The sequence below is a fragment of the Achromobacter pulmonis genome (assembly GCF_902859765.1).
GTDB lineage: Bacteria > Pseudomonadota > Gammaproteobacteria > Burkholderiales > Burkholderiaceae_B > Achromobacter > Achromobacter pulmonis.
This window is the reverse complement of record NZ_CADIJV010000020.1, coordinates 22197-46286: the sequence shown is the minus strand read 5'-3', so window position 1 is coordinate 46286 and position 24090 is coordinate 22197. Positions and strand designations below refer to the sequence as shown.

The 24090-nt window shown below is 66.5% G+C and carries 37 protein-coding genes; 13 read left to right on the top strand and 24 right to left on the bottom strand.

Annotation, left to right across the window (positions count from 1 at the left end):
* Positions 1–108: 108 nt before the first annotated feature.
* The 15 genes from HV701_RS16930 to HV701_RS16860 form a co-directional block, all read right to left on the bottom strand.
* Entirely contained in the window at positions 109–561 is a 453-nt protein-coding gene (locus tag HV701_RS16930) for a hypothetical protein (RefSeq protein WP_054508236.1), read from the bottom strand.
* On the bottom strand, positions 539–925 hold the full coding sequence (locus tag HV701_RS16925) for a DUF4054 domain-containing protein (protein ID WP_175134186.1): 387 nt from the start codon (positions 923–925) through the stop codon (positions 539–541). Before HV701_RS16925 ends, HV701_RS16930 begins: the two co-directional genes overlap by 23 nt.
* A gap of 2 nt (positions 926–927) precedes the next feature.
* Positions 928–1311 (bottom strand): hypothetical protein, encoded by a 384-nt coding sequence (locus tag HV701_RS16920; RefSeq protein ID WP_175134185.1) that lies wholly within the window; start codon positions 1309–1311, stop codon positions 928–930.
* Complete coding sequence (locus HV701_RS16915; protein ID WP_175134184.1) at positions 1311–2270, bottom strand: DUF2184 domain-containing protein; 960 nt, start codon at positions 2268–2270, stop codon at positions 1311–1313. The genes HV701_RS16920 and HV701_RS16915 overlap by 1 nt, the downstream gene beginning before the upstream one ends.
* A gap of 61 nt (positions 2271–2331) precedes the next feature.
* Positions 2332–2790, bottom strand: a complete 459-nt coding sequence (locus HV701_RS16910; protein ID WP_254595195.1) for a structural cement protein Gp24 — start codon at positions 2788–2790, stop codon at positions 2332–2334.
* Positions 2787–3869, bottom strand: a complete 1083-nt coding sequence (locus tag HV701_RS16905; protein ID WP_175134183.1) for a DUF2213 domain-containing protein — start codon at positions 3867–3869, stop codon at positions 2787–2789. The genes HV701_RS16910 and HV701_RS16905 overlap by 4 nt, the downstream gene beginning before the upstream one ends.
* A 9-nt stretch (positions 3870–3878) precedes the next feature.
* Positions 3879–4718, bottom strand: coding sequence for a phage head morphogenesis protein (locus tag HV701_RS16900; protein ID WP_175134182.1), 840 nt, complete (start codon positions 4716–4718; stop codon positions 3879–3881).
* The gene (locus HV701_RS16895; protein WP_254595194.1) at positions 4660–5943 is read right to left on the bottom strand and encodes a phage portal protein; all 1284 of its coding nucleotides are present in this window, start codon (positions 5941–5943) and stop codon (positions 4660–4662) included. Before HV701_RS16895 ends, HV701_RS16900 begins: the two co-directional genes overlap by 59 nt.
* Complete coding sequence (gene terL, locus HV701_RS16890; RefSeq protein ID WP_175134181.1) at positions 5940–7523, bottom strand: phage terminase large subunit; 1584 nt, start codon at positions 7521–7523, stop codon at positions 5940–5942. Before terL ends, HV701_RS16895 begins: the two co-directional genes overlap by 4 nt.
* Positions 7474–7947: a DUF2280 domain-containing protein gene (locus HV701_RS16885; RefSeq protein ID WP_175134180.1), complete on the bottom strand. Its 474-nt coding sequence runs from the start codon at positions 7945–7947 to the stop codon at positions 7474–7476. Before HV701_RS16885 ends, terL begins: the two co-directional genes overlap by 50 nt.
* 21 nt (positions 7948–7968) lie before the next feature.
* Complete coding sequence (locus tag HV701_RS16880) at positions 7969–8613, bottom strand: putative metallopeptidase (protein WP_254595193.1); 645 nt, start codon at positions 8611–8613, stop codon at positions 7969–7971.
* 6 nt (positions 8614–8619) lie between these two features.
* On the bottom strand, positions 8620–9240 hold the full coding sequence (locus tag HV701_RS16875; protein WP_175134179.1) for a formyltransferase family protein: 621 nt from the start codon (positions 9238–9240) through the stop codon (positions 8620–8622).
* Positions 9231–10352, bottom strand: a complete 1122-nt coding sequence (locus HV701_RS16870) for a GNAT family N-acetyltransferase (protein ID WP_175134178.1) — start codon at positions 10350–10352, stop codon at positions 9231–9233. The genes HV701_RS16875 and HV701_RS16870 overlap by 10 nt, the downstream gene beginning before the upstream one ends.
* Positions 10349–10525 (bottom strand): hypothetical protein, encoded by a 177-nt coding sequence (locus HV701_RS16865; protein ID WP_175134177.1) that lies wholly within the window; start codon positions 10523–10525, stop codon positions 10349–10351. Before HV701_RS16865 ends, HV701_RS16870 begins: the two co-directional genes overlap by 4 nt.
* Entirely contained in the window at positions 10485–10709 is a 225-nt protein-coding gene (locus HV701_RS16860; RefSeq protein WP_082381503.1) for a Com family DNA-binding transcriptional regulator, read from the bottom strand. The genes HV701_RS16865 and HV701_RS16860 overlap by 41 nt, the downstream gene beginning before the upstream one ends.
* Positions 10710–10898: 189 nt before the next feature.
* On the opposite strand from HV701_RS16860, the gene HV701_RS16855 reads away from it, so the two are divergent.
* Positions 10899–11249: a hypothetical protein gene (locus tag HV701_RS16855; RefSeq protein ID WP_054508243.1), complete on the top strand. Its 351-nt coding sequence runs from the start codon at positions 10899–10901 to the stop codon at positions 11247–11249.
* A 34-nt stretch (positions 11250–11283) separates the two neighbouring features.
* Here HV701_RS16855 and HV701_RS16850 read toward each other — a convergent pair whose 3' ends face one another.
* From HV701_RS16850 to HV701_RS16815, 8 genes are read right to left on the bottom strand one after another with little or no spacing between them, the layout of a single operon-like run.
* Entirely contained in the window at positions 11284–11913 is a 630-nt protein-coding gene (locus tag HV701_RS16850; RefSeq protein WP_175134176.1) for a hypothetical protein, read from the bottom strand.
* A complete protein-coding gene (locus HV701_RS16845) occupies positions 11903–12397 on the bottom strand; it encodes a RusA family crossover junction endodeoxyribonuclease (RefSeq protein WP_175134175.1) in 495 nt (164 codons plus the stop codon). The genes HV701_RS16850 and HV701_RS16845 overlap by 11 nt, the downstream gene beginning before the upstream one ends.
* Complete coding sequence (locus HV701_RS16840) at positions 12394–12624, bottom strand: hypothetical protein (protein ID WP_175134174.1); 231 nt, start codon at positions 12622–12624, stop codon at positions 12394–12396. The genes HV701_RS16845 and HV701_RS16840 overlap by 4 nt, the downstream gene beginning before the upstream one ends.
* Complete coding sequence (locus HV701_RS16835; RefSeq protein ID WP_175134173.1) at positions 12621–13787, bottom strand: DUF1376 domain-containing protein; 1167 nt, start codon at positions 13785–13787, stop codon at positions 12621–12623. The genes HV701_RS16840 and HV701_RS16835 overlap by 4 nt, the downstream gene beginning before the upstream one ends.
* Complete coding sequence (locus HV701_RS16830) at positions 13784–14608, bottom strand: DNA adenine methylase (RefSeq protein WP_175134172.1); 825 nt, start codon at positions 14606–14608, stop codon at positions 13784–13786. Before HV701_RS16830 ends, HV701_RS16835 begins: the two co-directional genes overlap by 4 nt.
* Positions 14605–15213 (bottom strand): hypothetical protein, encoded by a 609-nt coding sequence (locus tag HV701_RS16825; protein WP_175134171.1) that lies wholly within the window; start codon positions 15211–15213, stop codon positions 14605–14607. The genes HV701_RS16830 and HV701_RS16825 overlap by 4 nt, the downstream gene beginning before the upstream one ends.
* Positions 15210–17129, bottom strand: a complete 1920-nt coding sequence (locus tag HV701_RS16820) for a DNA cytosine methyltransferase (RefSeq protein WP_175134170.1) — start codon at positions 17127–17129, stop codon at positions 15210–15212. The genes HV701_RS16825 and HV701_RS16820 overlap by 4 nt, the downstream gene beginning before the upstream one ends.
* The gene (locus HV701_RS16815) at positions 17126–17725 is read right to left on the bottom strand and encodes a hypothetical protein (protein ID WP_175134169.1); all 600 of its coding nucleotides are present in this window, start codon (positions 17723–17725) and stop codon (positions 17126–17128) included. The genes HV701_RS16820 and HV701_RS16815 overlap by 4 nt, the downstream gene beginning before the upstream one ends.
* Positions 17726–17785: 60 nt before the next feature.
* On the opposite strand from HV701_RS16815, the gene HV701_RS16810 reads away from it, so the two are divergent.
* On the top strand, positions 17786–17977 hold the full coding sequence (locus tag HV701_RS16810) for a hypothetical protein (protein ID WP_175134168.1): 192 nt from the start codon (positions 17786–17788) through the stop codon (positions 17975–17977).
* A gap of 30 nt (positions 17978–18007) precedes the next feature.
* Here the strand turns inward: HV701_RS16810 and HV701_RS16805 are convergent, their stop codons facing one another.
* Positions 18008–18232: a hypothetical protein gene (locus HV701_RS16805; RefSeq protein WP_175134167.1), complete on the bottom strand. Its 225-nt coding sequence runs from the start codon at positions 18230–18232 to the stop codon at positions 18008–18010.
* A 132-nt stretch (positions 18233–18364) separates the two neighbouring features.
* Here HV701_RS16805 and HV701_RS16800 point away from each other — a divergent pair, with 132 nt between their 5' ends.
* From HV701_RS16800 to HV701_RS16750, 11 genes are all read left to right on the top strand, one after another.
* Positions 18365–18760, top strand: a complete 396-nt coding sequence (locus tag HV701_RS16800) for a hypothetical protein (RefSeq protein WP_175134166.1) — start codon at positions 18365–18367, stop codon at positions 18758–18760.
* A 58-nt stretch (positions 18761–18818) separates the two neighbouring features.
* Positions 18819–19244 (top strand): surface-adhesin E family protein, encoded by a 426-nt coding sequence (locus HV701_RS16795; protein WP_175134165.1) that lies wholly within the window; start codon positions 18819–18821, stop codon positions 19242–19244.
* A 130-nt stretch (positions 19245–19374) separates the two neighbouring features.
* Positions 19375–19728 (top strand): hypothetical protein, encoded by a 354-nt coding sequence (locus tag HV701_RS16790; protein ID WP_254595192.1) that lies wholly within the window; start codon positions 19375–19377, stop codon positions 19726–19728.
* A 192-nt stretch (positions 19729–19920) separates the two neighbouring features.
* Positions 19921–20421, top strand: a complete 501-nt coding sequence (locus HV701_RS16785) for a zinc-finger-containing protein (RefSeq protein WP_054461113.1) — start codon at positions 19921–19923, stop codon at positions 20419–20421.
* Positions 20418–20624, top strand: coding sequence for a hypothetical protein (locus HV701_RS16780; RefSeq protein ID WP_175134164.1), 207 nt, complete (start codon positions 20418–20420; stop codon positions 20622–20624). The genes HV701_RS16785 and HV701_RS16780 overlap by 4 nt, the downstream gene beginning before the upstream one ends.
* Entirely contained in the window at positions 20621–20905 is a 285-nt protein-coding gene (locus HV701_RS16775) for a DUF3846 domain-containing protein (RefSeq protein ID WP_175134163.1), read from the top strand. The genes HV701_RS16780 and HV701_RS16775 overlap by 4 nt, the downstream gene beginning before the upstream one ends.
* Positions 20902–21099 carry a hypothetical protein gene (locus HV701_RS16770; RefSeq protein ID WP_175134162.1) on the top strand — a complete coding sequence of 66 codons (198 nt, stop codon included), beginning with the start codon at positions 20902–20904 and terminating at the stop codon, positions 21097–21099. Before HV701_RS16775 ends, HV701_RS16770 begins: the two co-directional genes overlap by 4 nt.
* Before the next feature lie 16 nt (positions 21100–21115).
* Complete coding sequence (locus HV701_RS16765; RefSeq protein ID WP_175134161.1) at positions 21116–21916, top strand: RecB family exonuclease; 801 nt, start codon at positions 21116–21118, stop codon at positions 21914–21916.
* Positions 21917–21919: 3 nt separating this feature from the next.
* A complete protein-coding gene (locus HV701_RS16760; protein WP_175134160.1) occupies positions 21920–22138 on the top strand; it encodes a hypothetical protein in 219 nt (72 codons plus the stop codon).
* 2 nt (positions 22139–22140) lie between these two features.
* Complete coding sequence (locus HV701_RS16755) at positions 22141–23343, top strand: hypothetical protein (protein WP_175134159.1); 1203 nt, start codon at positions 22141–22143, stop codon at positions 23341–23343.
* 57 nt (positions 23344–23400) lie between these two features.
* Positions 23401–24087: a ribosome modulation factor gene (locus HV701_RS16750; protein WP_175134158.1), complete on the top strand. Its 687-nt coding sequence runs from the start codon at positions 23401–23403 to the stop codon at positions 24085–24087.
* The last annotated feature ends 3 nt before the right edge of the window (positions 24088–24090 follow it).

The following is a 24090-nucleotide window of genomic DNA, read 5'->3' as shown; positions in this document are numbered from 1 at the left end:
GCGGAGATCTGTTTCTCCGGCCCCGGCTCGCCCTCGATCCAATGGCCGCGTTCTCGCCGCCCGGGGAGGCGCGTCCGGACAATATGAGGTTTTCTGAAGCTCATGGACCTACACCTTCTGGTATCTGACGGCGTTGACCAGGAGACCGTCATCAATCAAGGGAACGTCGCTGCCTTTCTTGGCAATGGTCGACTCCGCATTGGGCTTGGCCCATTTCTTGGAGTTGCGGATATGGGCCTTCTGGTGCTTCTCGGCAAACGTGCCGAGCTGGTCCAGGGCCTGGTCGGTGGTCAACCGGCCATCCTCGACGGCGGTCGCCATTCGATCCATGGCCTGCCCCAGCACCTCCCCGTTCTTCTCCGCAAAGTCACGCATCGCCGGCCGCGCCTCGATCGTCTCGGTTCCGAACTCGTTCCAGATCGCTATGTCCAGCAGATCCGCCTGCGTGTCGGGATCCTTGCCGGCATCGGCCTGTATGCCGAACTTCACGCCGCGACCTTGCAACGACCTGGCCAGGCGGGCGTGCAACGCCAGGCCTCTATCGATCGCCTTCACAGACACGGGGATGGCTCCTGACGGTTGCCGCGCCGACGGCGCACACGCGCGCCAGCTGCTGGTAGTGGCCGAGGAAGCCGGCGGGGTCGTCGGCGCCTTCCACGCGCCCGTAGGTACGCTGCAGGTCGCCCTCTTTCTCGCTCACCACTCCCGGCCTGGCCAACACGCCGTCGGCCTCCGCCGACCGCTGCATCTTGATGCCATACAGCAGCCACGCCGCGTACCACAGCTGGGCCTCGTCCTGCTTCTTTTCTGGAAGGCAGGCCGGGCGGTAGCCAGCCGCGAATGCGAGAGCCCGCTCCTTGTCCTCTGGCGGCATGCCGGCCACCGCCGGCGCCAGGAAATCCAGATCGTCGACGGTGGCGGCCATGCTTACGACTCCTGCGAGCCGCCGGCGCCCGGCGTGTCCTCGCCGCCCTGGCCCGCGGCGGTGGCCTTCAGGGCTTCGTACAGGCCCTGCAGCTCCGGCTTCGACGCCGACGGCGAGTACTGGGCGCCCTGCTCATCCAGCCAGGCTTTCAGTTCCTTGACCGTGGACGGCTCCTTGTCTTCGGCAGGCGCCGCCTGGGCGGCCTCGGCGCCCTTCTTCGGCGCCTTGTCCCCTTCCGGCGCCTCGCCCGGGACCAGCAGTTCGCGGTCGATCAGGTCCTGCACCCCGCGGATCTCCGGGTCGACCCAGGCGCCCGTCGTCGGAGCGATCACAGTGTGCCCGCCGATGTTGATGACGGCCTTCGTGGTGTTGACGCAGTACTTCATCAGATTTCCCCCTTCGCCATCGACAGCGGGTAGTAAATGACGACCCCGCCGGCGCGCGCCAGGCACGGCACCACCAGTTCGAGGCCACGCGCCTGCGCCGCCAGTTGGTTGAACGGCATGGGCAGTTCCATGGCGAGGTTTTCCTCGCTGTACTCGTAGGCCAGGATCAGGTCCTTGCCGCCGGCGCCCGCGCCCTTGAACTCGGACGCGGCCATGATCTGCAGGCCAGGGTGCTTGTCCTGGAAGAACTGGCCCACCGTCTTGCCGTTTGTATCGGGCACGCGCCGCGAGAAAATCACGCTGCGCTGCTCCGTCGGCATGACGATGCGGGTGGGCTTGTGCACATCCTTGGACTGATTGGGGACCGCGTCGTAGATCATGTCCAGGTCGGCCAGGATCTGATCCGCCGTCGTGCTCGGGTTCAGCCAATCACCGTGCAGGCCAACCACCAGCGGCACGTTCGGATGGTTCACCAGGCCGTAAAGACCGAACTTCGTGTCGCCGATCAGCGCCATCTGGTTCAGCTTGATTTCGACCGCCTTGCGCGCTGCCATCGACTTGCGCGTCGGCAGGTCGGTGCGGTTGGCCGCGGCAGCGCGCAGTTCCATCACGCTGTAGCCGTACGAATCGCCGATGTTCTTGATCTGCGCGATCTTTTCCTGGCCCTTGACGTCCGCGCGCGGCAGGTCATCGGCGTAGTTCGAGACGATCTTGGCCATACCGACCTCGTCGTACATGGAGTACGTGAAGGTCTCGGCCCACTCGGGCACCTCGGTGGAGATCGGGACCAGCTGCAGCCCGACCATGGGCGGCAGCTTCTTGTCATAGGTGCGCGTCTTGACGTAGTCCAGCTGGCGCGCGGTGTAGAGGCCTTCGTCCTCGCGCATGCCGGCCAGCGCCACGACGATGGTTTTCACGGCCGGCAGGTCGGCCTCGTCGTAATGCTCGTGTTTGCTCATGGTTTTCCCAATGAAAAAGGCCCCCAAAAGGGCCTAGGGTTGTTCTTGAAGGCGCGGGGGATCAGGGCGCCGCGGAGGCCGTTGCGAACGGCGCGTGCAACTCGATCAAGGCGATCTTGCCGCCGGCGGTGTCCACCGCCGAAGAGCGAAAAACCGCATTCGGCACCGGCGTGGCGCCGCCGTCCGAAACCGCGCCGTCGGCGCCGCACTTCACCGGGCCGTCCTTGGTGACGGTGCCGCCGTTGGCAACCTTCGCCCAGCCACGGCGCACGCGCAGCACGCTGACGGCGTCGAACTCGCGGTAGCCGCCATCGCGGGGGATGGTATGCGTGTGCAAGGCCAGGCCGCGGATGCGCGAGCCGGGGCCGGCGACGATACGGTCGTTCGTGGTGTCACCCACAATCACGCCCGGCGCGATGCTGCCGGCCGCGGCGCAGGTTTCGACATCGTCGTAACCCAGGTCCGCCTTCATGCCGGCGTAGGCAACATCCATGCGGTCATCGTAAACGGGGGGCATCATTCGCCTCCTTTGGTCAGGTTCGAAAGGTAGGCCTCGCGGGCCGAGCGGGCCGTCGCCGGCGACTCGGCGCCGTCCGCGCGATGTTGCGCGTTGGGCTGCTGCTGCCCGCCCATCTGCCGGCGCTGGTCGGCGACGGCGTCCGCGCGGGACTTGTCCTCGCCGACTGCGAGGTCGAACGCGGCTTCCACGTAACCGTCCGACTTACCCGCCAGGTCGAACGAGTCGCCGCGGATGGCCTTGATCACGCCCTCGCGCAGCGCGCGGTCGGCGGTGTCGGCCTTGAATTCCACCTTGTGCTGCGCAGCCACCGCTTCCAGCTGCACGCGCGCCAGGGCGGCCCCGTGAGCGTCCGCGCGCGCCTTGGCGACACCGGCCTCGGCCTTGTCGGCGCGGTCCTTCTCGGTGTCCGCGCGCGCCGCTTCGGCGTCAGCCCGGGCCGCCGCGGTCTTTGCCTCGGCGCGCAGGCGCTCCAGCTCGTTCGCCACTTCCGGCGCCGCGTCATACGACAGGCCGGAATCGAGGCGGATTTTGACCATGCTCATGTCATGTTCCTCTTCGGTTTTCGTTACGGCGTCTGCCGCGTCAAGGTTCAGCCGCGCGTTGCCCGCGCGACCGCGTTTCACCACCGCGAGGTGGTTGTATCGGATGTTTCGCTGGATAGCGTCGTAGGGTTCGCCGCCCGGCGTCACGCCCGGCATCTCGTCCAGTTCCAGCTCGTAGCCCAGCGACAATTCCTTGTTGCCGGCGTCGACCGGCGCTGTGTCGAAAATGTGGATATCCCCGAGCATGTTCTCGGGGCCGTCCTGGCGGCCTCCAGACAGGGCCGTGCCGATCATGTGCTGGCGCACATTCTTGGCCGTGACCTTGCCGGGGTGCCCGTCCGTGATCGGCTTGCCGCGCAGGCTTGCCATGGAATCGGCGTTGAACACCTCTTCCGGCGGCCGGTACTCGCGCCGGGTGCGCCCAGCGCCATCGCTGTACACGAAGACGCCTGTGCGGGTCAGCACCGGCGTATCGACGAGATACCCCTCGTCTGTCCTGGTCGCCTTCAGTGGCGCCCGGTCATATCGCATTACCATGGTTTTTCCTCAATGAACGATCATCGCGTCCAGATCGTCGAGCGCCGGCAGGACAGCCTCCGCCCAGCACCTGCAGCGGATGGGCTTGCCTGGGTGACCGTCGGCGGGCGGCTTGTCCCATTCGAACTCTTGACCCTCACGCGCCACATGTTCGTCGCGCTCCCTGTCATCCAGCACGCCCCGCCATCGGTACTTCTTGACGCCGATGTTGGTCTGCCGGTATTCGGTCAGGTCGCCGTTCAGCTTGCCAATCTGGTCCCGGGCGATCAGCTCTGCGCGCTTGCGTGGCAGATCAAAGGTTTCCCGCACCTGTTTAGTCATGTCACGCAGCGACGTTCCCTGACGTACCGCGGCGACCACCCGCCCATGAAGGTTGCTCAGGTACTGTTCCGGGATGGACTTGATCAGGCCAATGTTCTCGGCTTCCCACGGGCGCAGCACGCGGGCCAGGCCGGGCTCGGCCTTGAACACGTCCACGCCGTAGGCACGCCGCAGCATCCGGTGGTACTGCTCCTGGTTGTACTTCTCGACCCGCCGCGCAACGAGCGCGGCCAGGCCCTGCGCGCTGCTGTCGGCCACCACCGCAGCGCCCAGCGCCTCCATGAAGGCCCGGCGCAGCGACTCGAACCAGCCGTCGTCGCCGGCCGGGGTGTTGCGCAGATCATCCTGGCGCAGTACCTGCGGCAACGCCGGCAAGACATGCGCGACGACGGCCGCAATGGCCGCATCCGCCGTGGCCCGCAGCGCCCGGGCATAGTCCTGCTCAGCGCCCAGCGGATAGCGCCATTGCTTAGGTGGACGCGGCGTACGACTTCGCCGACTCGCCGCCGGCGTCGGGGGTGAGGCCATAGAGCCCTTCCTGTTTCATGAATCGGACCGCCTGGTCCTGGCTGAGGCCGTTGTCCACGGCCGCGCTCAGGGCATCCATTTCGCGGGCCGACGCCTCGGCGTTAGCCTTGCGGACTTCGGCTTCCTCTTTCGCCGTGGCCGGCTTGAGCGGCGGCCAGACAATAGACCAGGCCTCGCCCCGCGCGGCACCGTAGCCATCCAGTGACCGTTGCGCCCGGATCAACGACACCATGCGCTCCAGCGCTGGGTTCAGCTTCACGCCGCGCCCCATGGCCACCGTGTTGTAGAACCCCTCAAGGTCACCGTCGCCGGTGGCGTTCAGGCCGGCGGCTGACCGCCCGAACAGGACACTCGCGGGATAGCCGGCCTCAGCCGACACAGCGATTTGGAACTCCGCCAGGGTGTCCTTGATGCCGCCCATGTCGGAGCTGAGCACCTGGTAGTCGTCTTCCGCATCGACGGCTACGCCGTTCAAAGCGTTGCGCGCGGCGTCGACCATTTCCACCCGCTTTCGGATGGCGGCCTCCATTTCGGCCACGATGGCATCGGCCAAGCCCTTCATCTTGTGGACAGCCTGCTGCTTCTTTTCCAGCAAGCGCAGCGCCCAGTGCAGGCCATCGCCATAGCGACGGATGGCGTGGAACGCCCTGCTCACCGCCGGCCGCCCGGCCCACGGGATGCCCTTGCGATTGAGCTTTGCCGGCACCGGGTCCCCTGGAATCTCGATCAGCCGACTTTCGTGAACGAAGAACTCCGCAGAGGGCACGCCCGCGGCCTGCGTGCGTACCCGGTACAACTCGGGCATACCGTAGTTGGCCTCGTTCGGATCCGCATATCGCTTTTCGGTGGCCGACACGTCGTCCAACGTGAAAACCTTCAGTTCGAGCAGCTGATCCAGGGACTCAAGGTTGAGCGGGTCCCTCAGCGCGCCCCCGTCCCTGGCGATGACCACGATGGCGCCACCGCCGGTCAGACGCGCCCATCGCCAGGCATCGGCAAGCGCGGGCAGCACTTTCAGCCGGTCCAACTCGCCGCCCACGCGGTCATCGCCCTCGATCGCCACGCCGCGCGAGACGGCAGTGTCCGGGATCATGTCCACCACGCGGGCAGGCAGGCCGCCTTCGGCGTACATAGCCAGGTCATCCAGCCCGCCGAGGCCGGCGATCGAAGTTCCGAGCAGGGCGTGGCCCAGCACCGCGCTCAGGTAGCCGTCTTGGTTCATCATGTGCTTGCCAGCGCCTGGAAGCGCCCTAGGTTGCTGCCCGCTGTGGCGAGCATGTCGTTGATTGCATCGACCATCGGGTCGACCTGGTCGTCGTGGGCGTGCGTGTCGTCCGCCGTGAAGGCCTCGCACTCGGCCACGAAATCGGCCACGAACGGCGCATCCTTGGGGATGCACACCAGACCGGCCTCGATGTAGCTCTGCACATCCATGAGCCGGGTGAGCTTGTCCCTGTCCCGCTCTACCCCCTTTACGGGGATCTTGCCGTCTGCGCCGATATCTTGGATCAGGCCGGTTCCGCTGGACTTGTCCTCGATGAGGAGCTGCCGCAGCGGTGCCGACAGTTTCGGATTGAACGGCTTGTTCTTGGCCCAGAAGTCCACGGCGCGCCGCTTGAGCTCGGGTGCCTGCCATTTCCCGCGCAGTAGGTCCAGCAGGTAGATCTTGCCGTCGTCGCCCAGTCCCCAGCATTCGAAAACGCTGTAGTCGTTGCGCTCGGCGGTCTTCTGCGCGGTGTCGGCAAACACCTTGCGCGCGAGGATCCGGGGCGGCACTTCGTACCGGCCGAACCAGGCCCCCTTGATCAGGTCGCCACCCAGCGGCGCCGGGCGCTGCTGGTACTGCGCCGAGAATACGTACCGGCTGACGCGCGCGCCCTCCTGGTCCGCCCCGGCGCCCGCCTCCATAGCCAACAGGTCCGCCAGCGGCTCCTTGTAGGGCCAGTAGCTGAAGCGCCCCTTCTCGTCCCGGACGCTGCTGTCGACCTTGGCCTGCAGCTCGGCCGGCAGGCCCGCCACATAGGCGTCGTCGATCAGGGCCGGGATGACGATCTGTTCCCAGTCCGGGCCGAGGTTTCCGGCCTCGATAAAGCCGGTCACGTCCTCCTGCGCCAGGCGCTGCATGATCACGATGATCGGCGTGTCGGGGTTGGCCCGACGGCTTTTCACCGTGGCGATCAGGTCGCGGTTCGCTTTGGCGCGCCGCGGCTTGCTGTAGGCGTCGCCGACCTTGAGCGGGTCGTCGATGACGATGGCGCCCTGCCACCCTTCCGCCATATGGCCGGCGCGAAAGCCGGTGATTTGGCCGCCGAGCGACACCGCGTAGACGCCGCCGGCCTTGCGGCCGTCGACCTCGATGTTCCAGCGCTTCTTGCTCTTCGCGTCCGCCGCGACCTTCAGCGGCCACAGTTCCTGAAATTCGTCTGACTGGACCAGTTCCTTGGCCGTCTGCGAGTTCAGCAGCGCCAGATCGTCGGAGTAGCTGATGTGCAGGAACCGGGCGCGCGGATTCAGCACCAGGCCGCGCGCCATCAGGTTGATGGCGACCAACTCGGTCTTCGACGAGCCCGGGGGCACGTTGATGACCAGGTTCTTGATTCGGCCGTCGATGACGGCCTGCACCTTTTCGGCAATCAGCTCATGGTGCCAGTTGACCCGGAATTTGATCGCCTGGCGGTGCTTGAAAAAGTACCGGCTGAAGAACAGGTGATCCTGCTCGCACATGGCCTTGGCCGTGGCGCGCAGGACCCCCGGGTCAGTAGTCGCTTTGGAGTTTGGCGACGGCGGCGGCGACTTGTGTTTCATCGACCACCACCGTTTTCTGTTCGATCGGACCGCCGCCGACGCCCGTATGCTCCCGCCTGTTCGTGAATGCGCCGCCCACTTCCTTGGCGGCCTGTTCCAAAACGCCGGCCGCGCCGATCACGTTTCCGCGGCTGATGTGCCGCTCGTAGATCTTGCCGAGCTGCCGCAGGCGATACGCCTGGTCAGCGATGGGGATCTCGGCCACTTCCTCGCGGAAGCGCTTGCGCGTGGCTTCGAACAGGTCCCGCCATTTCTTGGCGAGGTCCTTCCCCGCCACCTTGGTTGGGTCGTACTGCGCCACCTGCATGCGCGGCACGTCGATGCCGAACTGGTCGCGCAGCGCCTCCGAAACTTCGGTAGGAGGATCCCAGCAAGCCAGGGCCTGGACGATGAAAGTCTTGTGCGCGTCGGTGAGCTTTGCCATGTTGTCGGTCCTGCCTGGTCGCTATGCCGCCTTCAGGCAGCACCCGCACGCCCTGGAGATGTCCAGCCGGGGCACGGCCGGTGCGGCGCCGGCGGCCGCGGCCAGCCGCCGAACATCCGCCGACGGCCCATACCGGGCCACCACTCCCACGAATTCCTCGACGTCGTGCCCAACGATGCGCAGCTTCGGCAGGCCCACCTTGTCGAACGCCGGTGCGCCGTAGGGATCCGGCGCATGACCGATGTGGTACAGCTCATGTTCCACCAGGGCGCAGAACTCGGCATCGCTGCAGGCGGCGCAGTAGTCTGCCGCCAGGGTGATCAAGAAGGCCGGCACGCGGCCAAACCACTCGATCATCTGCTGTTCCTGGCGCGCCTTCTGCCAGCCGCCGGCGCGGAACATCACCTGTTCGGCCTGGCCCAGCACCACGCGCCCGGCTTTCTGGAAGCCGGACGACGCCCAAAGGAACGCCAGGTCGGCGTCAACCAGGTGGGCATGGTCGGGGTTGTGGAGCGGCCCGTCCGCGGCGAATATCACTCGTTCGATCCATTCGAGCAGCTCAGGCGCCGGCGCCAACAGGCCGCCGGCAGCCTCCGCGCGTGCCAGCCACTCGGTGGGCGGCCCGGGCCGCGCCTGACCGTCCGATCGTGCCCGCTTTCCCTTCATGCTGAATCACCCTGGAAGTTCGGCCAGCTTTGCCGCGCTGAATGCGGGTTCCCACGTGGCCAGGTCTTCATCCTGCGGCCGCCCCGGCAGCGCTTCACCGCGCGCCAGCCGCGCCAGCGCCTCGGAAAAGAGCCGCAGACCCAACGGGGCAAGATCGCGGCGCCACAGCACCGCCGGGGTGTCCCCCGGCCGGACGTGGCACCAGTCCTGCGCGATGATTGGCCCTGTGTCGGCGCCGTCGTCCATGCGGTACAACGTGCCCCCGGTGACGGGCTCGCGCATGTGCAATGCCCACCTTATCGCGTCCCGCCCCCGGTGGAGGGGCAACAGCGAGGGGTGATACCCCAGCGCGCCGTGCTTCGCCCGCGTCCGCGCGGCCGCGTCGATGAAGCAATGCGCGTGCGCCGCCAACAGCACCTCGCAGCCCGCCGGGACGTCGCCCGCCACCAACCGCCCGCGTACCGCGCGCACGGGAATGCCCAACTGCTGCGCGGCGGCGTAGAGCCGGTCGTATTCCTCGTCCACGGCGGGCGGCGCTGCGGCGGCTATCACCTGGTGGCCCTCCGCGACGCATTGGCGGAGCAGCGCCGCGCCCAGCCACTTCTGGCCCACGATCATCACGCGCATGGCGGCTCCCCCAGGTAGCGGAACCCCTGCACGGCGCGGAAGTGGCCGCCGTAGCCGCTGCCGGCGGCCTGCTGGCCCTTGCGCGCGGCGCTCAGGCGCAGCGACTCTGTACACCGTGCCTTGCTCTCGCCGTGCAGGGTGCCCGAGACTTGCGTCCACCGCCGATCGCGGCGCAGCGCCGCGGCCAGGCCGGGGTGGCTTGTGTGGAACAGCGTCCGCAGAGGCAAGCCGTACCGGTTCTTGCCCTCCAGCCAGGCGGCGCAGACCGCATTGAGGAAGCGCATGCCCACGCCGGCGCCCTGCCATTCCGGCATGACCACCAGGCGGCAGGCGCGAGCCTCGATCAGGCCCGGCCTGGTGCTGACGGCCAGGTGCGCGACAGGCTCGCCGCCAATCCAGGCCACGTAATTGTTGGCCGCGATCATCTTGGGCAGCTTCAGATAGTGATGCGGCTCAAAATGGGGCCACCAGCGCCAGTCGGTTTGCTCGATCTCCAGGTCCAGGCGCGGCCGGCGTCGAACCGACCCCCGATCAAACTGGCCGGTGGCCGTGTCGAACACCCAGTCCGGCTGCAGCCAATCCAGCACGTCATAGTGGCAGGACAACAGCACGGCCTGGCCACCAGTGCGCCGCCACGCCTTGGCGAACGCGCCGGCGCCGACGCGCGCAATCTGCCGGTCAACGACCGAGCTGAACTCGTCCACGACCGTCAGCGCGGGCGCCTCGACGACCAGGCGCGCCAGGTTGGCGCGGAACTGCTCGCCATTGGACAGGACGCCGTAGGGCCGCATCCACGCGGGCACACTGCCCAGGCCGACCGCGGACAGTGCTGCCGTCACATCATCGAAGGCGCCAGTGGGCGCGATCGCGTCAATGATGGGCGTGTCCGTCGGCCAGGCCGGCGCGTACAGCGGTGCGATCGCGCGCCCGATGCTGGTCTTTCCCGAGCCGGATGGCCCCACCACGACGCCAATACGCCAGCCGTCGTCATCGATCGCCAGGTCTGCGTCCAGGTCGAAGGCGGCGCCCGACTCCACGTTGAAGAGGGATTTCACGCGCGCCGCGCGGTAGCTTTCTGCTTCCGGGCAGCGGTGTTGGATGGACACTTTCATACGGCCACCACCTTCGGGCGGTGGCCCTGTGCGCGCAGCTCGTCGAATACGCGCTGCTGGTGACCTTCGTCATCGCACAACACGATCACGCCGAAGCGCGGCTTGTACTTGAAACCGTTGGCGCCCGGCTGCTTACGCGCCGGCGCCGTGGTGATATGGCCGTTGGCCTCCATGCCTGTGTTCCTCTGGGCTGGATGCTCGGCGGCATGCTGGTTTGTGGCTCTCGGCGCTCTGGGCGCTCTCGGCCATCGAAAACGCGTTCACGGTCTTGCACCGCGAACATTTGATGCTGAGCCGGGCGTAGCCGGCGGCTTCGGCGAGCTTGCGCCCGCAGTTGACACAACGAACGGTTTCCATGTGAGCTAGTAATTTTGTGTTACCTTAGCCCCCGCCTGTACAGGTGGGACGGCCTCGGGTCGCTCACGGCCTCATTCCGTGGGTCGGCTGTCGGTCGCGCAGTTGCTGCTGCACGGCCGTCGCCGTCTTCTATTTCACACTACCCAATGGCGCGGACCAGTGCGCGCTAGCCTCGATGTAGGAGTAGAGATGACTGTGCGTGTTGTTTGCAAAGACCCGACTGCCCTCGGCCAAGCCGTCTACAGAGCCTTGATGGCCGATGAAATCGGTACGTGGGACCTCACCGGTCCGAAGAATGATCACCGCCTTGAATTCAAGGCTGACCAGTGGAAGGGCGCCGGTGCATTCCGGCTCGTAGCTAAAGCAGGCGAGCTGCATTGTGAGTTCGAATGGAAAGCCCGGCCGGAAGAAAAGCGTGCCCTACATTGCTGGGCGGCCTACCACACTGATTTGGCGCAGATGTTCCTCGTGCATTTTCAGAATGCCGCGATTGACGTCCGCATTGCGCCGCCGACGCAAGAAGACCTGAAGGCAGAATAAAAAAAGCCCCGGAGATTTGGCCGGGGCTTTTTCATCAAGACGTACTTGCTACGAGTCTGGGCGAATTTTGCTCATCTTGATTCACATTGTCAAGCGGCGTAGGCGCCACATCCCCCTCCAGGTCCACCACGATGTCGGCGTCTCGCATGCGAATGTCCAGCCGCTGTAGCGCCGCCCGGCGGGCGCCCTGCACCAGAACCCGGTAAGCGCTCGCGGGACGCTGCAGCGCCGAGTACGGCAGGTCGAACCGATCGCACAGGTCGCGCAGCCGCGGCCGGCCACGCAAGATATGCGTGGTTAGCAAGTCCGTCAGCTCCCGCTCGCGGCTGTCTACGGGCGCGCTCGGGTTCAGCCACTCCGAAACCAGGCGCGCGCTGGCCGCGCCCTCCTCGCCCGTGCCGTACTGCGCCTGCAGGATGTGAAAGCCAATCCCATCGCCCAGCGTGCGCTCCAAAACCTTGACGGTGAACACGGCCTGGGCGTGCCAGTCGTGTGGCGTCAAGCCCGACAGCGCCTTCCGCTCGTAGGTCGCGTCGAACCGCTCCTGGAGGGCCTCGCAGATGAGCTGCGTGGGGTTCTTCGGCTCGATCGGATAGGCCAGCATCAGATAGGCCACGGCGATCGCGTGCTCGGGGCACGAAAACGTTCCGGCTTCACGTTGCATGCTTCTTCACTCCTTGGGCGGGTTCCATGTCCAGGACCGTGACCACGACGGTCACGCGCGGCGTCAGGCCGTAGACCTTGCGCTTGCTGTCCTGCACCACCTGCGTGTCGTCGCGGTACACCACGCCGTTGATGCCGTCCTTGACGGCCTTCTCGACGTTGTCGGAGTCTGGTTTGACGGTAGGCGCGATCTCGCCGGCAGCGGCGCGGCGCTGGCGCACGCCCGACCAGGACGCGGGGATCGGCAGCACGATGTCCAGGTCCATGCGTATCGGCCCGGTATAGGGTTCCCGCCCGCTCATGGCTTTGGCCGCGGCAAGCTTCACCAGGCTCTCGTAGGCCGCCGTTTCCTCCGGCGTGTAATGGCGCGTGAAAACACGCGGGGCGCCAGTCCTGGGGTTGCGGCCGATACGCGAACTCGACTTGGCGCGGCCCTTCCCCCTGGGCGTGCCGGGCACTGTGAAAACGATCTGGATGGGCATCATGCTCCCTCGGCGCGCAGGTCGCGCAGCCATTCGATGCGCGCGGTGGTCTTGCCGCTCGGCGCCGGTTGATGGGTTCCGCAGGTGCGGGGATAGGTGGGGCTGACGAACGTCCCCGGGCGGTCCGTCATGGCGGTGCAGCGGCCCAGGCCCAGGTCGGCATATCTCGGTGCGTCTCGCAGCGAGAACAGCTCACACGCAACGCATTGCACGGTGGTGGTGGCGGTCATACCCGAACTCCGTAATCCGCCAGCAGCCGGCCACGGTCAGCTTCGGAGAGGCCAGCAGCGGCGTGCACCCTCGCTTTGAAATCGGGGAATTGCTCGCCGGGCAACTGCTGGACGCCCAGCTTGGCCCCCTGAGCCTCGATGCCCGAAGCGGTCAACGCCCAGCCGAGGGGGTCTACGCCCTTTGCAGGTGCGCCCCCTCCGCCAACGCCGCTGGCTGCGGTGCCGGGGTGCAGAACTTTGACCAGGAACACATCGACAAAGCCGGAATTGACCGGTCCGGCGTCGCTGCTTTTCTCACGGTCAGCCACGGCCAGGTGGTAAGCCTCGACCAGTTGCGCCCTCGTCACGCCCTGCTTTTCCCAGGCGACCAGCCGCAGGTCTGAACTGACGAACTTCGCCGTCTTGCCCCGGACCTTCTCCAGGCTGTTCAGCAGCTTGGCGTAGCCAGCGGCGCATTCTTCCTGGGCGGCAAGCCAGATGGCTTCCGACGGCGGCGGCGAATTGTCCACAGGGTCGCGGTCGCGCGCGATAGACGCCGCTGCCGCTATATCTTTTTTATTTCCTTCTCCCTGTCCCTGTCCCTTAAGAGCGTTTTCCGAAGGATTTCCGCCGGATTGCTTTTGATTCTTCCGGCCCTTTCCGACGGAATTGATGGGGATTTCCGACGGAAAAAGATCAGCTTCCAGCGGAAAGCCGGCGGCTATCCAATCCTCAAGCGACGGAACGACCCAGGGCGGAAGGTGCTGCTGCTCGCGCAGCTTGTTGGCTTTCCGGACGCGGTCCACCAACTTGTCGTGCGCGTGCTTGTGCTTGGCCTGCCAGGCGTCGCGCGCCTTTTCAGCCACGACGGGGTGATACAGGCGCCCGTCACTGCATCGAACCCAGCCGTACAGCGCGCCGTCGCGGTGCTTGCGCCATTCGGCGAGGACGCGCCCGTAGCCGGCCAGGGCCGCCAGGGCTTTGTCATCGTCCGGCAGGCTTGCCGCCGGCACCTGGTGCCACGACGCGCACCACAGCAGGACCGCCGCACGGAATTCCTCGGCTTCGATTTGGATTGCCAGGTCGCTATCGCGCAGGCGCGCGACGTCCAAGGGCATGAAGGCGAAATCCCGCAAGTCGCAGTCGGGCGGGGTCAGGGGATCGGGCAACTGCTGCTCAGTCATGTGCCCTCCGATGGAAAAAGCGTTCTGGAGGGCACCGACGGCGAAAGCCACAGCGATTCGACCCGCGGGCGCGCGCCGTCGGCATGTGCCCGTCCGTCAATTCGTGTCCAGTCAGCATAGAGCCGGTCATAGAGGTCGCAGCGATACCCGCTCAACACCACCATTCCATTCAGCCCATGCAGAGTGCTGGCCAGCGCCTCGTGCTGGTCGTCCGTCATCTCGTGGCGGTAGCAATGTGACCTGGCTCGAAACGAGCGTGTCGCGTGCACATAGGGTGGGTCCACGTAATGCAGGGTGTCAGGCGCGTCGTGGCGTGCCATGCAGTCGACCGCATCGCGGTTCTCGATCACCACGCCGCGCAAGCGCTGGATGAGGGTCCGAAGGCAGTCCGGGTAGTTCATCCAGTCATGCGCCGGTGTCGTGCCCGAGCGGTTGCTGTTCGCCCGGAATCCGCTCGCCTGGCCAGTGACAGCCGCGGACCCGAACCCCGAGAAGCTGCGGAATACGGTGCGCCGGGCCTGTTCCAGCGGGTCTTCTGCAGGGTTGTAGGCGTCGTCAAACTCGGCGCGCGCGAAAGGCGTCAGCTCGCACACGCGCGCCAGGCGCTCGCCGTCGTCACGCGCCACCCGGAACAGGTTCACGATCTCGCCGTCCAGGTCGTTGTATATCTCGGCGTACGCCCGCGGCTTGCGCAGCAGCAAGCTGGCGCCGCCGCCAAAAGGTTCGACGTAGCAGCGATGCGGCGGCAGGTGCTGGAGGATCCAGGGCGCCAGGCGCCATTTCCCGCCGTGGTAGCGAATCAAGGGGCGTTTGACGATCATGCCGCGTCCTTCTTTTCGAGGCGCGCATAGGCGTCCCACATGCGCAAGCTCGCCAGGCGCGCGATATCCACGGCGGCAGCCGGGCCGATCGGTGGCGCGTCGCCATTCGGTTGGGCACGACGTACGCACTCCACGCGCATGGCTTGGCCGACTGGGCGCGGGTAACCGTCGCGGTCCAGCAGCAGGACGCCGCTCTTGGCACTCGGAAGCGCGGCGAGCAGATCCGGGTTCCAGATATCCTTGGGCAGCGCGTAGTAGTGCTTCCAGACCTTGCGCGGCCAGTCCTTCGGTGTGCTCTTGTATCGGCCGCGCCGGTACTCGCGTTCAAGACGCAGCTCGTTCATCCGCGGGCTATGGCGCAGCTCCGAAACGGTGGGCCAGTAGCCGAGGTGTTCGCGGTGCCACCACTTCTCCTTCTTGGCGTCAGCTTTCAGGTCAGCCCGGCTAATCTTGATTTCGACGTCGATGATGCGCAGGTTCTCTGTCACCACCAGCAGGTCGCATTCGTGGCCGGTCCAATTGCAATTCGGCACCACCACCAGGTACTTCCGGTTGAACGTCTGCCGCACCAGCGCGCGGGCGATGGAATTTTCGGACCAGGTCATGCCGCCTCCCCACCTCGCACGGCCAGCGCCGTGACGATCGGCCGCACCCAGATGGGCGTGCTGCTCAGTTGGAACGATTCGCCGGCGCGCGACAGCAGGATGGCCCGGCCGATCTCCTCGGCCATGGCCTTGGCCGCCTTCTTCGGCACCGCGTTACCGATTCGCTCGCGCCAGGCTTGGTCCGAGTTGCCGTGCAGCACGAACTGCTCCGCCGCTTCGGCGTAGTCGTCTGGGTCGTAGAGGCTTTGCAGCGCCGCCAGATCGAGCGTGGTAAACGTGCGGTGCCAGGTGCCGTCCAACGCGCGGATGACGCATACCAGCTTGTCGGTCGCCTCCGGCAGGCGCCAGTCGGCGACGCTCCACCTGCCGTTGTCATGGCAGGCAGAAGCCGATACGGCGCCGGAGGGCTCCGCCGGGTCGACCACGCCGTAATGCCCGGCGGTCAGGTAGTTGTCGCCGCGACCGCGCTCCATGTTCGGCCGGGGGTCGGCCACGGCATAGGCGCCGTTGGCGTTGCCACTGATGACCGCTCGCGACGCCTCGTCCCACGCGGTCATGCGGTACTTGCCATGCTGCTCCGCCGGCAAGCGGTCCCCCAGGGGGTCCGCCACGCATTGGCCAGTTCCGTGGGCGCCCGTGACAGCGCGGGCCTGCCCATCGAAGGGCACGATGCGGAACTCGTTCGAGTGTTTGGCAGGGCCGGCATGTCGGGGGTCGGCGACGGCCTGGCCGCCGGAACTGGGCCCATGCCCGCCACCGATCACACCAACAGCGCCTTCCCACGCCACGACCCGGAACACGTTCTTATGCGTGTCGGCACCAAAGCCGCGCGGGTCGGCCACGCTGAACGTCCCCTGCCCGGGAGACTTCACGCCAATGACCGCGCCGGCGGTGTCCTCCATGCTCATGACGCCGTATTGCTGATACTGGGCGGCGCCATCCTGCGCGCGCGGGTCCGCCACGCTGTAAGCGCCGTTGGTGGGGCCGCACCGGCTTGAGACGGTGCCGCTGGCGGCATCCCAGCGCTGCACGCCCAGGGAACCATGGTGGGCCTCGGGCACGATGAGGAAATCGCGCAGATGGCCGTTCTCGACCGCCAGCCGGTTGAGGCTACGCCAATCCTTGCCCGGCTCCACGAAGGCCAGGCGTACCCAAGTCTTCCAGTTCAGGGACGGGACGCGATGCATCGGCCCCAAGGCGGGGTCCCCCGGACGGCCATAGCGGCTCAAGATCTCTCCGACAGACCGCAGCGGCCGCTTCGGCGGCTCGTAGATGAAGGGCGGCACCTTCTCCGCGTGGCGCGCGATCAGCAAGAAGCGCTTGCGGCTCTGGGCCAGGCCGCCCAGCTCGCCGCAGTCGTGCGTGGTTTCGCGCACGACATAGCCGTAATGGCGCAGCATGCCAGTGATCTGGTCGAGCAGGTGCCGGCCACGTGTGGCGATGCGCGGCACGTTCTCGAACAGGATGGTGTCGGGCGGGTCGTCGGCCCAGGCTTCCAGCATCAGCCACACGCCGCGCAGCGTCAGTCGGTTGAGCGCCTGGTACTTGGCCGTGGTGCTGCGCGTCTCCGACAGCAGACCGGAAAAGCCCTTGCAGGGCGCCGACAGAAAGACGATGTTCGGCACCTTGCCATGGGCGGCGGCGCGCACGTCCGCCGGCATCGCCTCGACCCAGCCCGGCGCCGGCTCGCGGCCATGGAAATCGCGGTACTGGCTACGGTCGAACAGATCGCGCACGACGCCGCGCACGCCCGTGAATCGGTAGAAGTCCTCCGCGCCGGCCGGGTCGACGTCCATGCCGCCGATGCAGACCATGCGGCCTTGCAGACCCGGGATTTCGGGCCGGGCTTCCTGGAACCCCGCCGCTCCACCACCGAGGCCAAAGAACAGGTGAAAGTGGTTGATATCGGAAGTCATGACGGGTCTGTCTCCTTCGCCGGAATCTGGACGCCCAGCGCGGCCATCTGCCGCTCCACCACGGCACGCGCGGCGCGCATGGCCACGATCGCCTCCGACGTCTCGCGGTGTGCCTGGATCAATTCCTCACGGGTGACCTGACCGTCCAGCAGCGCCGCCAGCGCGGCGCCGGCTTCGGCCTGCTCTCGCAGCACGTTCGACAACAAGGCGACGCACACCTCCGCGCTGCCCTCGGTGGACAAGGTGCGCACGGCCATCCCTAACGGACGCAGCAGGTCATCGACACAGTGGCGCCGCCTGTCGTGGGGCATCGCCGCCAGGACCGACTGCAGGAAATTGGAGGGCAGCAGGTTCGTGTCCTTGGTCTCGTCATCGAGCCAGCGGAACACGCGGTCGGCGTTGACCTTCATGCGCTCGAACGTGTCGCGAGTCTGCGGGTCGAACCGGATGCTGCTGGCGGCCTCGCCGCCGATGGTGCTGTGGGCTTTGACGATGTGGTCGACCATCGTCTCGCGGGACCAGCCTTCGGCCTTGCGCCAGGCCGAAAGGTGATCGCGAAGGATCGCGATCAGCGATTTGTGCGATTCATGTCGCATGCGTTAGGTGCTCCTGACGGATACAGTCCCGCCCATAGCAAATGGAACGAAGGGGCGGAAATGGATGGTGAGAACCCGGCGGCGCAAGCCACGCGCGCGCTGCTGCAGCTGGCGCGCGACATCGCCGTGGGCGTGCTGGGCAGCGCCGACGCGGAAACGGTGAGGGAGGTGTTCGCGCGCCTCTGCTACGAAGCAGACACACGCGCGAACTGCGCTGACGCGGAAGCGGCTGGACCGTCGACTGTGCATTGAGGCGGCGCGCCTCTGGCAAGCCATGGCGCGCTACTGCTTCGGCTCGGCCGCGGCGGGCGGGTTCGCGGGCGCCTGGGCGCCGGCGCCGCCCAAGCAACGAGACACCGCCTCCAACTGGCGCGATCCAGGGTTGGTGATCTTGCCCTGGGCGTACTTGGTCAGCCAGGAATAGGAAACGCCCGCCTCCTCGCAGATGGCGGGCCAGCTGCCCTTGCGTGCGAGCAGCTGCGAACGAACGGTGGTGATCATGGACATGGCGGTGGCTCGTCAGTTGGGAACGCCGCCAATCTAGCATTATGTGGCTAGATATACAAGCACCACAATGCTAGAGGGTCTCTATAAACTCGCACTATGATGCTAGACGTAAAGGAAATCCTCGCCGCGAGCGTGTCCCAACTGCTGGAAACCCGGCGGGATGTGTCGCGCCTCAACCTGTCCAAGCAGATGGACGTGGCTGACGGCACGCTGGGCCGCATCAAGTACGGCAGCGGCAACCCGAACGTCGAGACCCTGGCGCAGATCGCCCGCTTCTTCAAATTCGAGCCTTGGCAGTTGCTTGTGCCAGGCTTCAGCGTGAGTGAACCGCCGACGCTGCGCGCAGGCGACGGGAGCAGCGACAGCGGCCAGTTGGCCGGCGAGGAGGCCGAGCTGGTATCCATCTTCCGGCGCCTGAAAGAACCGGAACGCACCTACCTACTTGCGAACGCGCGCGGGTATGCCGCTTCTGTGGGGGTCACGCCGCCCATTGCACCGGTCAAAAGCCCCGGCGCCAAGGTGGCGTAGCCGAGGTAATATTATCTGGGTAAAAAACTGGAAAAAAATTTGAGGCCCGGGTGACAGGATGAAATTTCAGCTACTAGTTGTGGCCGCGCTCCTTGGCTCTTCGGCCCACGCCGCGGGCTGGCAGTACATCACGCCCGACCATAAGGCGGCGGGCCAGTTCGATGTCGACCTCACCTCGCGCTACGGCCGCTTCGCCACGGCTTGGGCGAAGTTCGAGTACGCCACGGCGCAGACTCTGCCCCGCACCGGAAAGGCATATGACCTGGTGCTTACTCGCTTTCTGTTTGACTGCGAGAGTGGGCGAGGTGGCGTCATGCAAAATCGGATGTACCTGCGTGGGCAGGAACAGGAAGTCCTGGCCATCCCATTCGACGTTGTCCGTAGCTCTATGCTGAACGGCCTCCCCGCCGCATCGCCCATCCAGCTGCTGATGAACACGGCCTGCCGGCGGCCAAGCCAACCCGGCGAACCCCAGATCGAGTAGGCCGCGTCAGCCGCGCCCAACACTAGCCGCCGTCGGGCGGCTTTTTTTCGCCCACAATCTAGCATTTCAATGCTTGACACTAGCATTTTGATGCCTATAATCTAGCACTACATTGCTAGAGAGGCATCGTATGTCACTTCATCAAATGCTAGACGACCCGGCGCGCACCGCACCCCACGGCACCTTTCGCCGCGAGGCGGCGCTGCGCTTCCCGACGCTGACGGACACCCAGATCCTCGATCGCCTGCACGACCTGTTCTCAGGCGCGGACGATGCCGCCTTCGGCAAAGACCGCGAATGGTGGGCCGACATGGTCACGGACGGCGGCCACGACGCGCTGTGCCTGTTGGCCCTGCCCGCGCTGTCGTCCGCGCCGGCGCCCACCGCTGCCCGCCGCGCCCAGGCCGAGCTGCGCCAGGCCTTGGTGGGTAGCGCCCGCGCGTTGCTCGTCAAGGCTTTCAACGAAGGCCAGGAGGTCATCTGATGGGCTTCCTGGTCGTGGGTGCCCTCGCCCTTTACTTCGAAATCCGCGACGCGATCTCCGCGGCGCGCCGGCCGGCCAGCAAATGAGCGCCGGCGACATCCTGCTGCTCGCTGCAGGCGTGTACGCGCTGGCGCGGTGCATCGATCTGATCGCGGCGCACCTGCGCCGCACTGACCCCTGGAGCCCCACCGCATGACGATCCAAGTCTATGGCGTCGACCCTCGCAGCCGGAGCAAGACGAAGCTGCAGGCGCCCGCCCCTCTACCCCATGTGTCGCGCCGCGCCCTGGCGCGGGTGCGCGATCGCATCGCGCCGCCCACGTCGTGCCACTGCTGCGGCGGCCCTGTGAAGCTCACCAACAACCGCGACGTCTACAACGGCCACTCGTTCGGCGACTGGCCCTATGTCTACAGGTGCACCCAGTGCCAGGCCTACGTCGGTCTGCACCCCGACACCGATCTGCCGCTCGGCGTAATGGCCGACCGGGGAACGATCAAGGCGCGCAAAGACGCCAAGGGCGTATTCCAGGCGCTCGTCCAGCAGCGATTTGCGGGCAAGCGCAACGAGGCCTACGCATGGCTTGCGCGTGCGCTGGGCATCTCCCCGTCCATCTGCCATTTCGCCATGTTCACTGAGCAGCAGGCTTTCCGCGCCGCCGAAGTCTGCCGCCTCGCACGCGAGGCCCGAGCATGACCGCCGCCACCATCTGGATCCTCTTTGCGTTCCTGCCGGCCAGCTACGACCGCCCGCCCGTCATGCGCATCGAACGGTTCGACACTGCCGCCGAATGCAAGCGCGTGCGCGCCATCTTCCCGCCTTCGGCCACGACCTTCTCCTGCCTGCCAAGCCGCCAGATTCGCGCCGGGCAGCGCCTGCCCCTGGAGCCCCGCCAATGAAGCCCACCCGCAAGTTGGTCCGCGCCGACGGCACGGACACCGAATTGCACGGCCCGCACGCGCTCACCGATGTCCGCCAATTGATCGGCGCCGACGCCCTCGAAATCGTCAGCCTCGGCCAGCGCCAGCACGCCATGCTCATCGACCAATCGGCCGACGCCAAGGGCCTGCCTGTCAACGCCGCGGCGTCCCACCTCTACCAGGCGGCGCGCGGCGAGCCGCGTCCCATCCACGGCGACGTCGTGATCGTGCCGGACACCGACTACGCGAGGGAAGCATGATCCGCCGCCTTCGCGTCGTCTGGCGCCGCGCGCGCCGCACCGGCCGCGACCTGGACGCCGCGGCCTATGCCGCCTTCGTCGCCGGCGGCGTGTTGTTCCTGGTCGCCTTTACCGGCGCGCTAGGTCCCTCCCTCGACGCGCACGCCGCCCCCCATTCCGCACGCTCCGCCTCCGCGGACCGCGCCACCTTCTGACCCTGGAGTCACAACCATGCAACGAATCATCTCGATCCGGGCCTCCAGCATGGCGGAGCTTTTTGACTGCCCCGCGCGCTGGGAAGCCAAGCACCTGCTGGGCATGCGGATGCCCTCGTCCGGCGCCGCTCGCCTCGGCACCGCCATCCACGCTGGCACGGCCGCCTTCGACCAAGCCCGGCTCGACGGCAATCCCATCACCTCCGACGACGCCGCCGGCGAATTCGTCAAGGCGCTGCACGACACCGACGAAGAAGTCGAGTGGGACGAGGCGAGCCCGAACGACGCCGAGCGCATCGGCCTGGCGCTGCACACGCGCTACTGCGCTCAGATCGCGCCGTATCAGGACTACGTCGCCGTGGAACTCAAGTGCGAGCGGATGGAAATCACTGACCTGGGCATCGCGCTGACGGGCACCACCGACCGCATCCGGCGCGTAGCCACCGGCGAACTGGGCATCACGGACCTGAAAAGCGGGGCGCGCGCCGTCAGCGCCGATGGCACCGTCGCCACCGCCGGCCACGGCCCACAGATGGGCGTTTACGAGATCCTCGCCCAACACGCGATCGGCGAACAGATCACCGCCCCGGCGCAGATCATCGGCCTGCAAACCGGCAAGACCGCCGCTGCGCAGCGCGTCGGAAGCGGAGAGATTTCTGGCGCGCGCGCGGCGCTTGTCGGGACCGAGGACAGCCCCGGCCTGCTCCAGCACGCCTCGCGGCTGATCCACAGCGGCAGTTTCTACGCCAATCCCAAGTCGGTCCTCTGCTCGGGCAAGTACTGCCCGCGCCATCCCACCTGCAAATTCAAAGGCTGAACCATGTCCCTTCACCCCGTCAGCCGCGACGTGTACGTCCGGCGCACCGACCAGGCCGGCAAAACGGTCATCACCCAGCACCTGGCTTGGGACCCGGCCTCGTTTCTGGTCAGCCAGGTCAAGCAGTACGACAAAGACGCCAAGCCCGCGGAGCGCCAGATCGTCGGCATGGCAACCGCCGCCGAATACCACGCCTATCGCAACCAGCAGAAGGGAAACTGACAATGTCCGAGCAAACCACCGTACAAAGCCTGCGCGCGGCGCCGGAACCGCAAATGCCCGTTGTGGCGCCCGGCTTTGACAGCCTGCAGGGCTTCGAACTGATGCAGCGCGCCGCCCGTCTGCTTTCCAGCAGCACGCTGGTCCCTGTCGCCTATCGCCAGACCATCGAGAAGGTGGACCGCTACGGCAACGTCAAGGAAAGCCGCGAGAACCCGAATGCGCTGGCTAACTCGGTCGTCGCACTGAACATGGCGCAGCGCATGGGCGCCGATCCGCTGATGGTGATGCAGAACCTCTACATCGTCGAGGGCCGGCCGTCCTGGTCCTCGCAGTGGATCATTGCCGCGATCAACGGCTGCGGCCGCTTCTCGCCCCTCCGTTTCCGCATCGAGAGCCGCGGTGAGCGCGAGGTCGAATACAAGTCGACCTATTGGGAGAACAACCAGCGGCACACCAAGGTCGAGAAGGTCAAGATCAATGACAAGGTATGCGTGGCCTGGGCGATCGAGAAGGAAACCGGCGAGGTGATCGAGTCGCCGGCCGTGTCGATCGAGATGGCCGTCCTCGAAGGTTGGTACACGAAGAACGGCAGCAAGTGGCAGACCATGGACGAGGTCATGCTGCGGTACCGGACCGCCAGCTTCTTCGGCAAGCTCTACGCGCCCGAGTTGCTGATGGGCCTGCAGACCGTCGAGGAAGCCCAGGACATCATCGAGGCTACCACCGCGCCCGACGGCACCATCAGCGTCAACGTGGACGAGCTGCGCCAAGCCAACCAGCCCGCACAGCGTCAGCCCGCGGCTACGCAGGCCAATGCGACGGACCTGGAAGCGCGCGAGCCTGCCGCAACCACCAACACCGCCCCCACTAAGGCACAAGGCGAGGCCGTGCACCCGACGCAGAGCGCGGCAACGGCCGCCCCTGCTTCCCAGACGCAGCAGGCCGACCAGCAGGGCGTCGATGCCGGCCTGGACCCGGCCAAGGTCGAGCATCAGATCCAGAACGCGAAATCCATCGACGTCCTCGACCTGGCCAGCGATTCGATCGATGGAATCGACGACCTGGGCGAGCGCGCACGGCTGCATCAACTGTATCAATCGCGCCGCCTATCCATGACCGCCGCCGCCCAGCGCGGCGCCTCCAGCGGAGGCCAGCAGGCGGCCGGCGCCCCCGCGCAGCGCCGCAGGATGCAGGCCCCCGAGTAATCCAGCCGCCACCCGCCCGCCGGTGGCGGGCGATCACGCACCGACAAGGAAACGCATATGAACGCCCGTGAACACTTCGACCCCCGCGAGATGACCGCCAACACTATCGGCCGCGACCTGCTGTCGGCCTTGGTGGCGGAACTGAAGCTGTTGCCGCAGCCCTGGGTGAAGCTCTCCCAATCCAAGCAAGACGACATCATCGATCGCCTGCGCGACCGCGTGGACGCCAACATCAAAATGGCCGTGCACCTGATCGCAAGCGAAGGCCGCACCGTGGTGCAAGGCGACCTTGACCAGGTCACGATCAAGGACGGCGCCAAGGTCGTCATCAAGATCGGCCGCGGTGCTGAATCGCTCCACGACCTCTATGACTCGCAGGGCAAGGCCGTCCTGATCGTCGTCGCCGATTCGCAACCCCACACCGGCGGCATGGACCAGGTGCGCGGCGAAGCCGATCAGCGCGCCATGAACCTGGGCAAGGAATACACCGACGAGGACGGCGACGGCATGGACGACGACAGGTCGAACATCGTCGACGCCGAGTTCCGCGAGCTGCCGCCGCCGGCGGCGCCGTCCGGCCCCACCGACGGGCAGTTGGAGCAGGCGCGCGTGGACGGCTACAACGCCGCAGCCCAGGGCCAACCCGAGTCCGATTGCCCCGTCATGGACGGTCAGCTTTGCATCCAGTGGGTGAAGGGCTGGAAGCAATGGCATGAAGAGCAAGACCCCCAAGCGGAGGAATGAGCC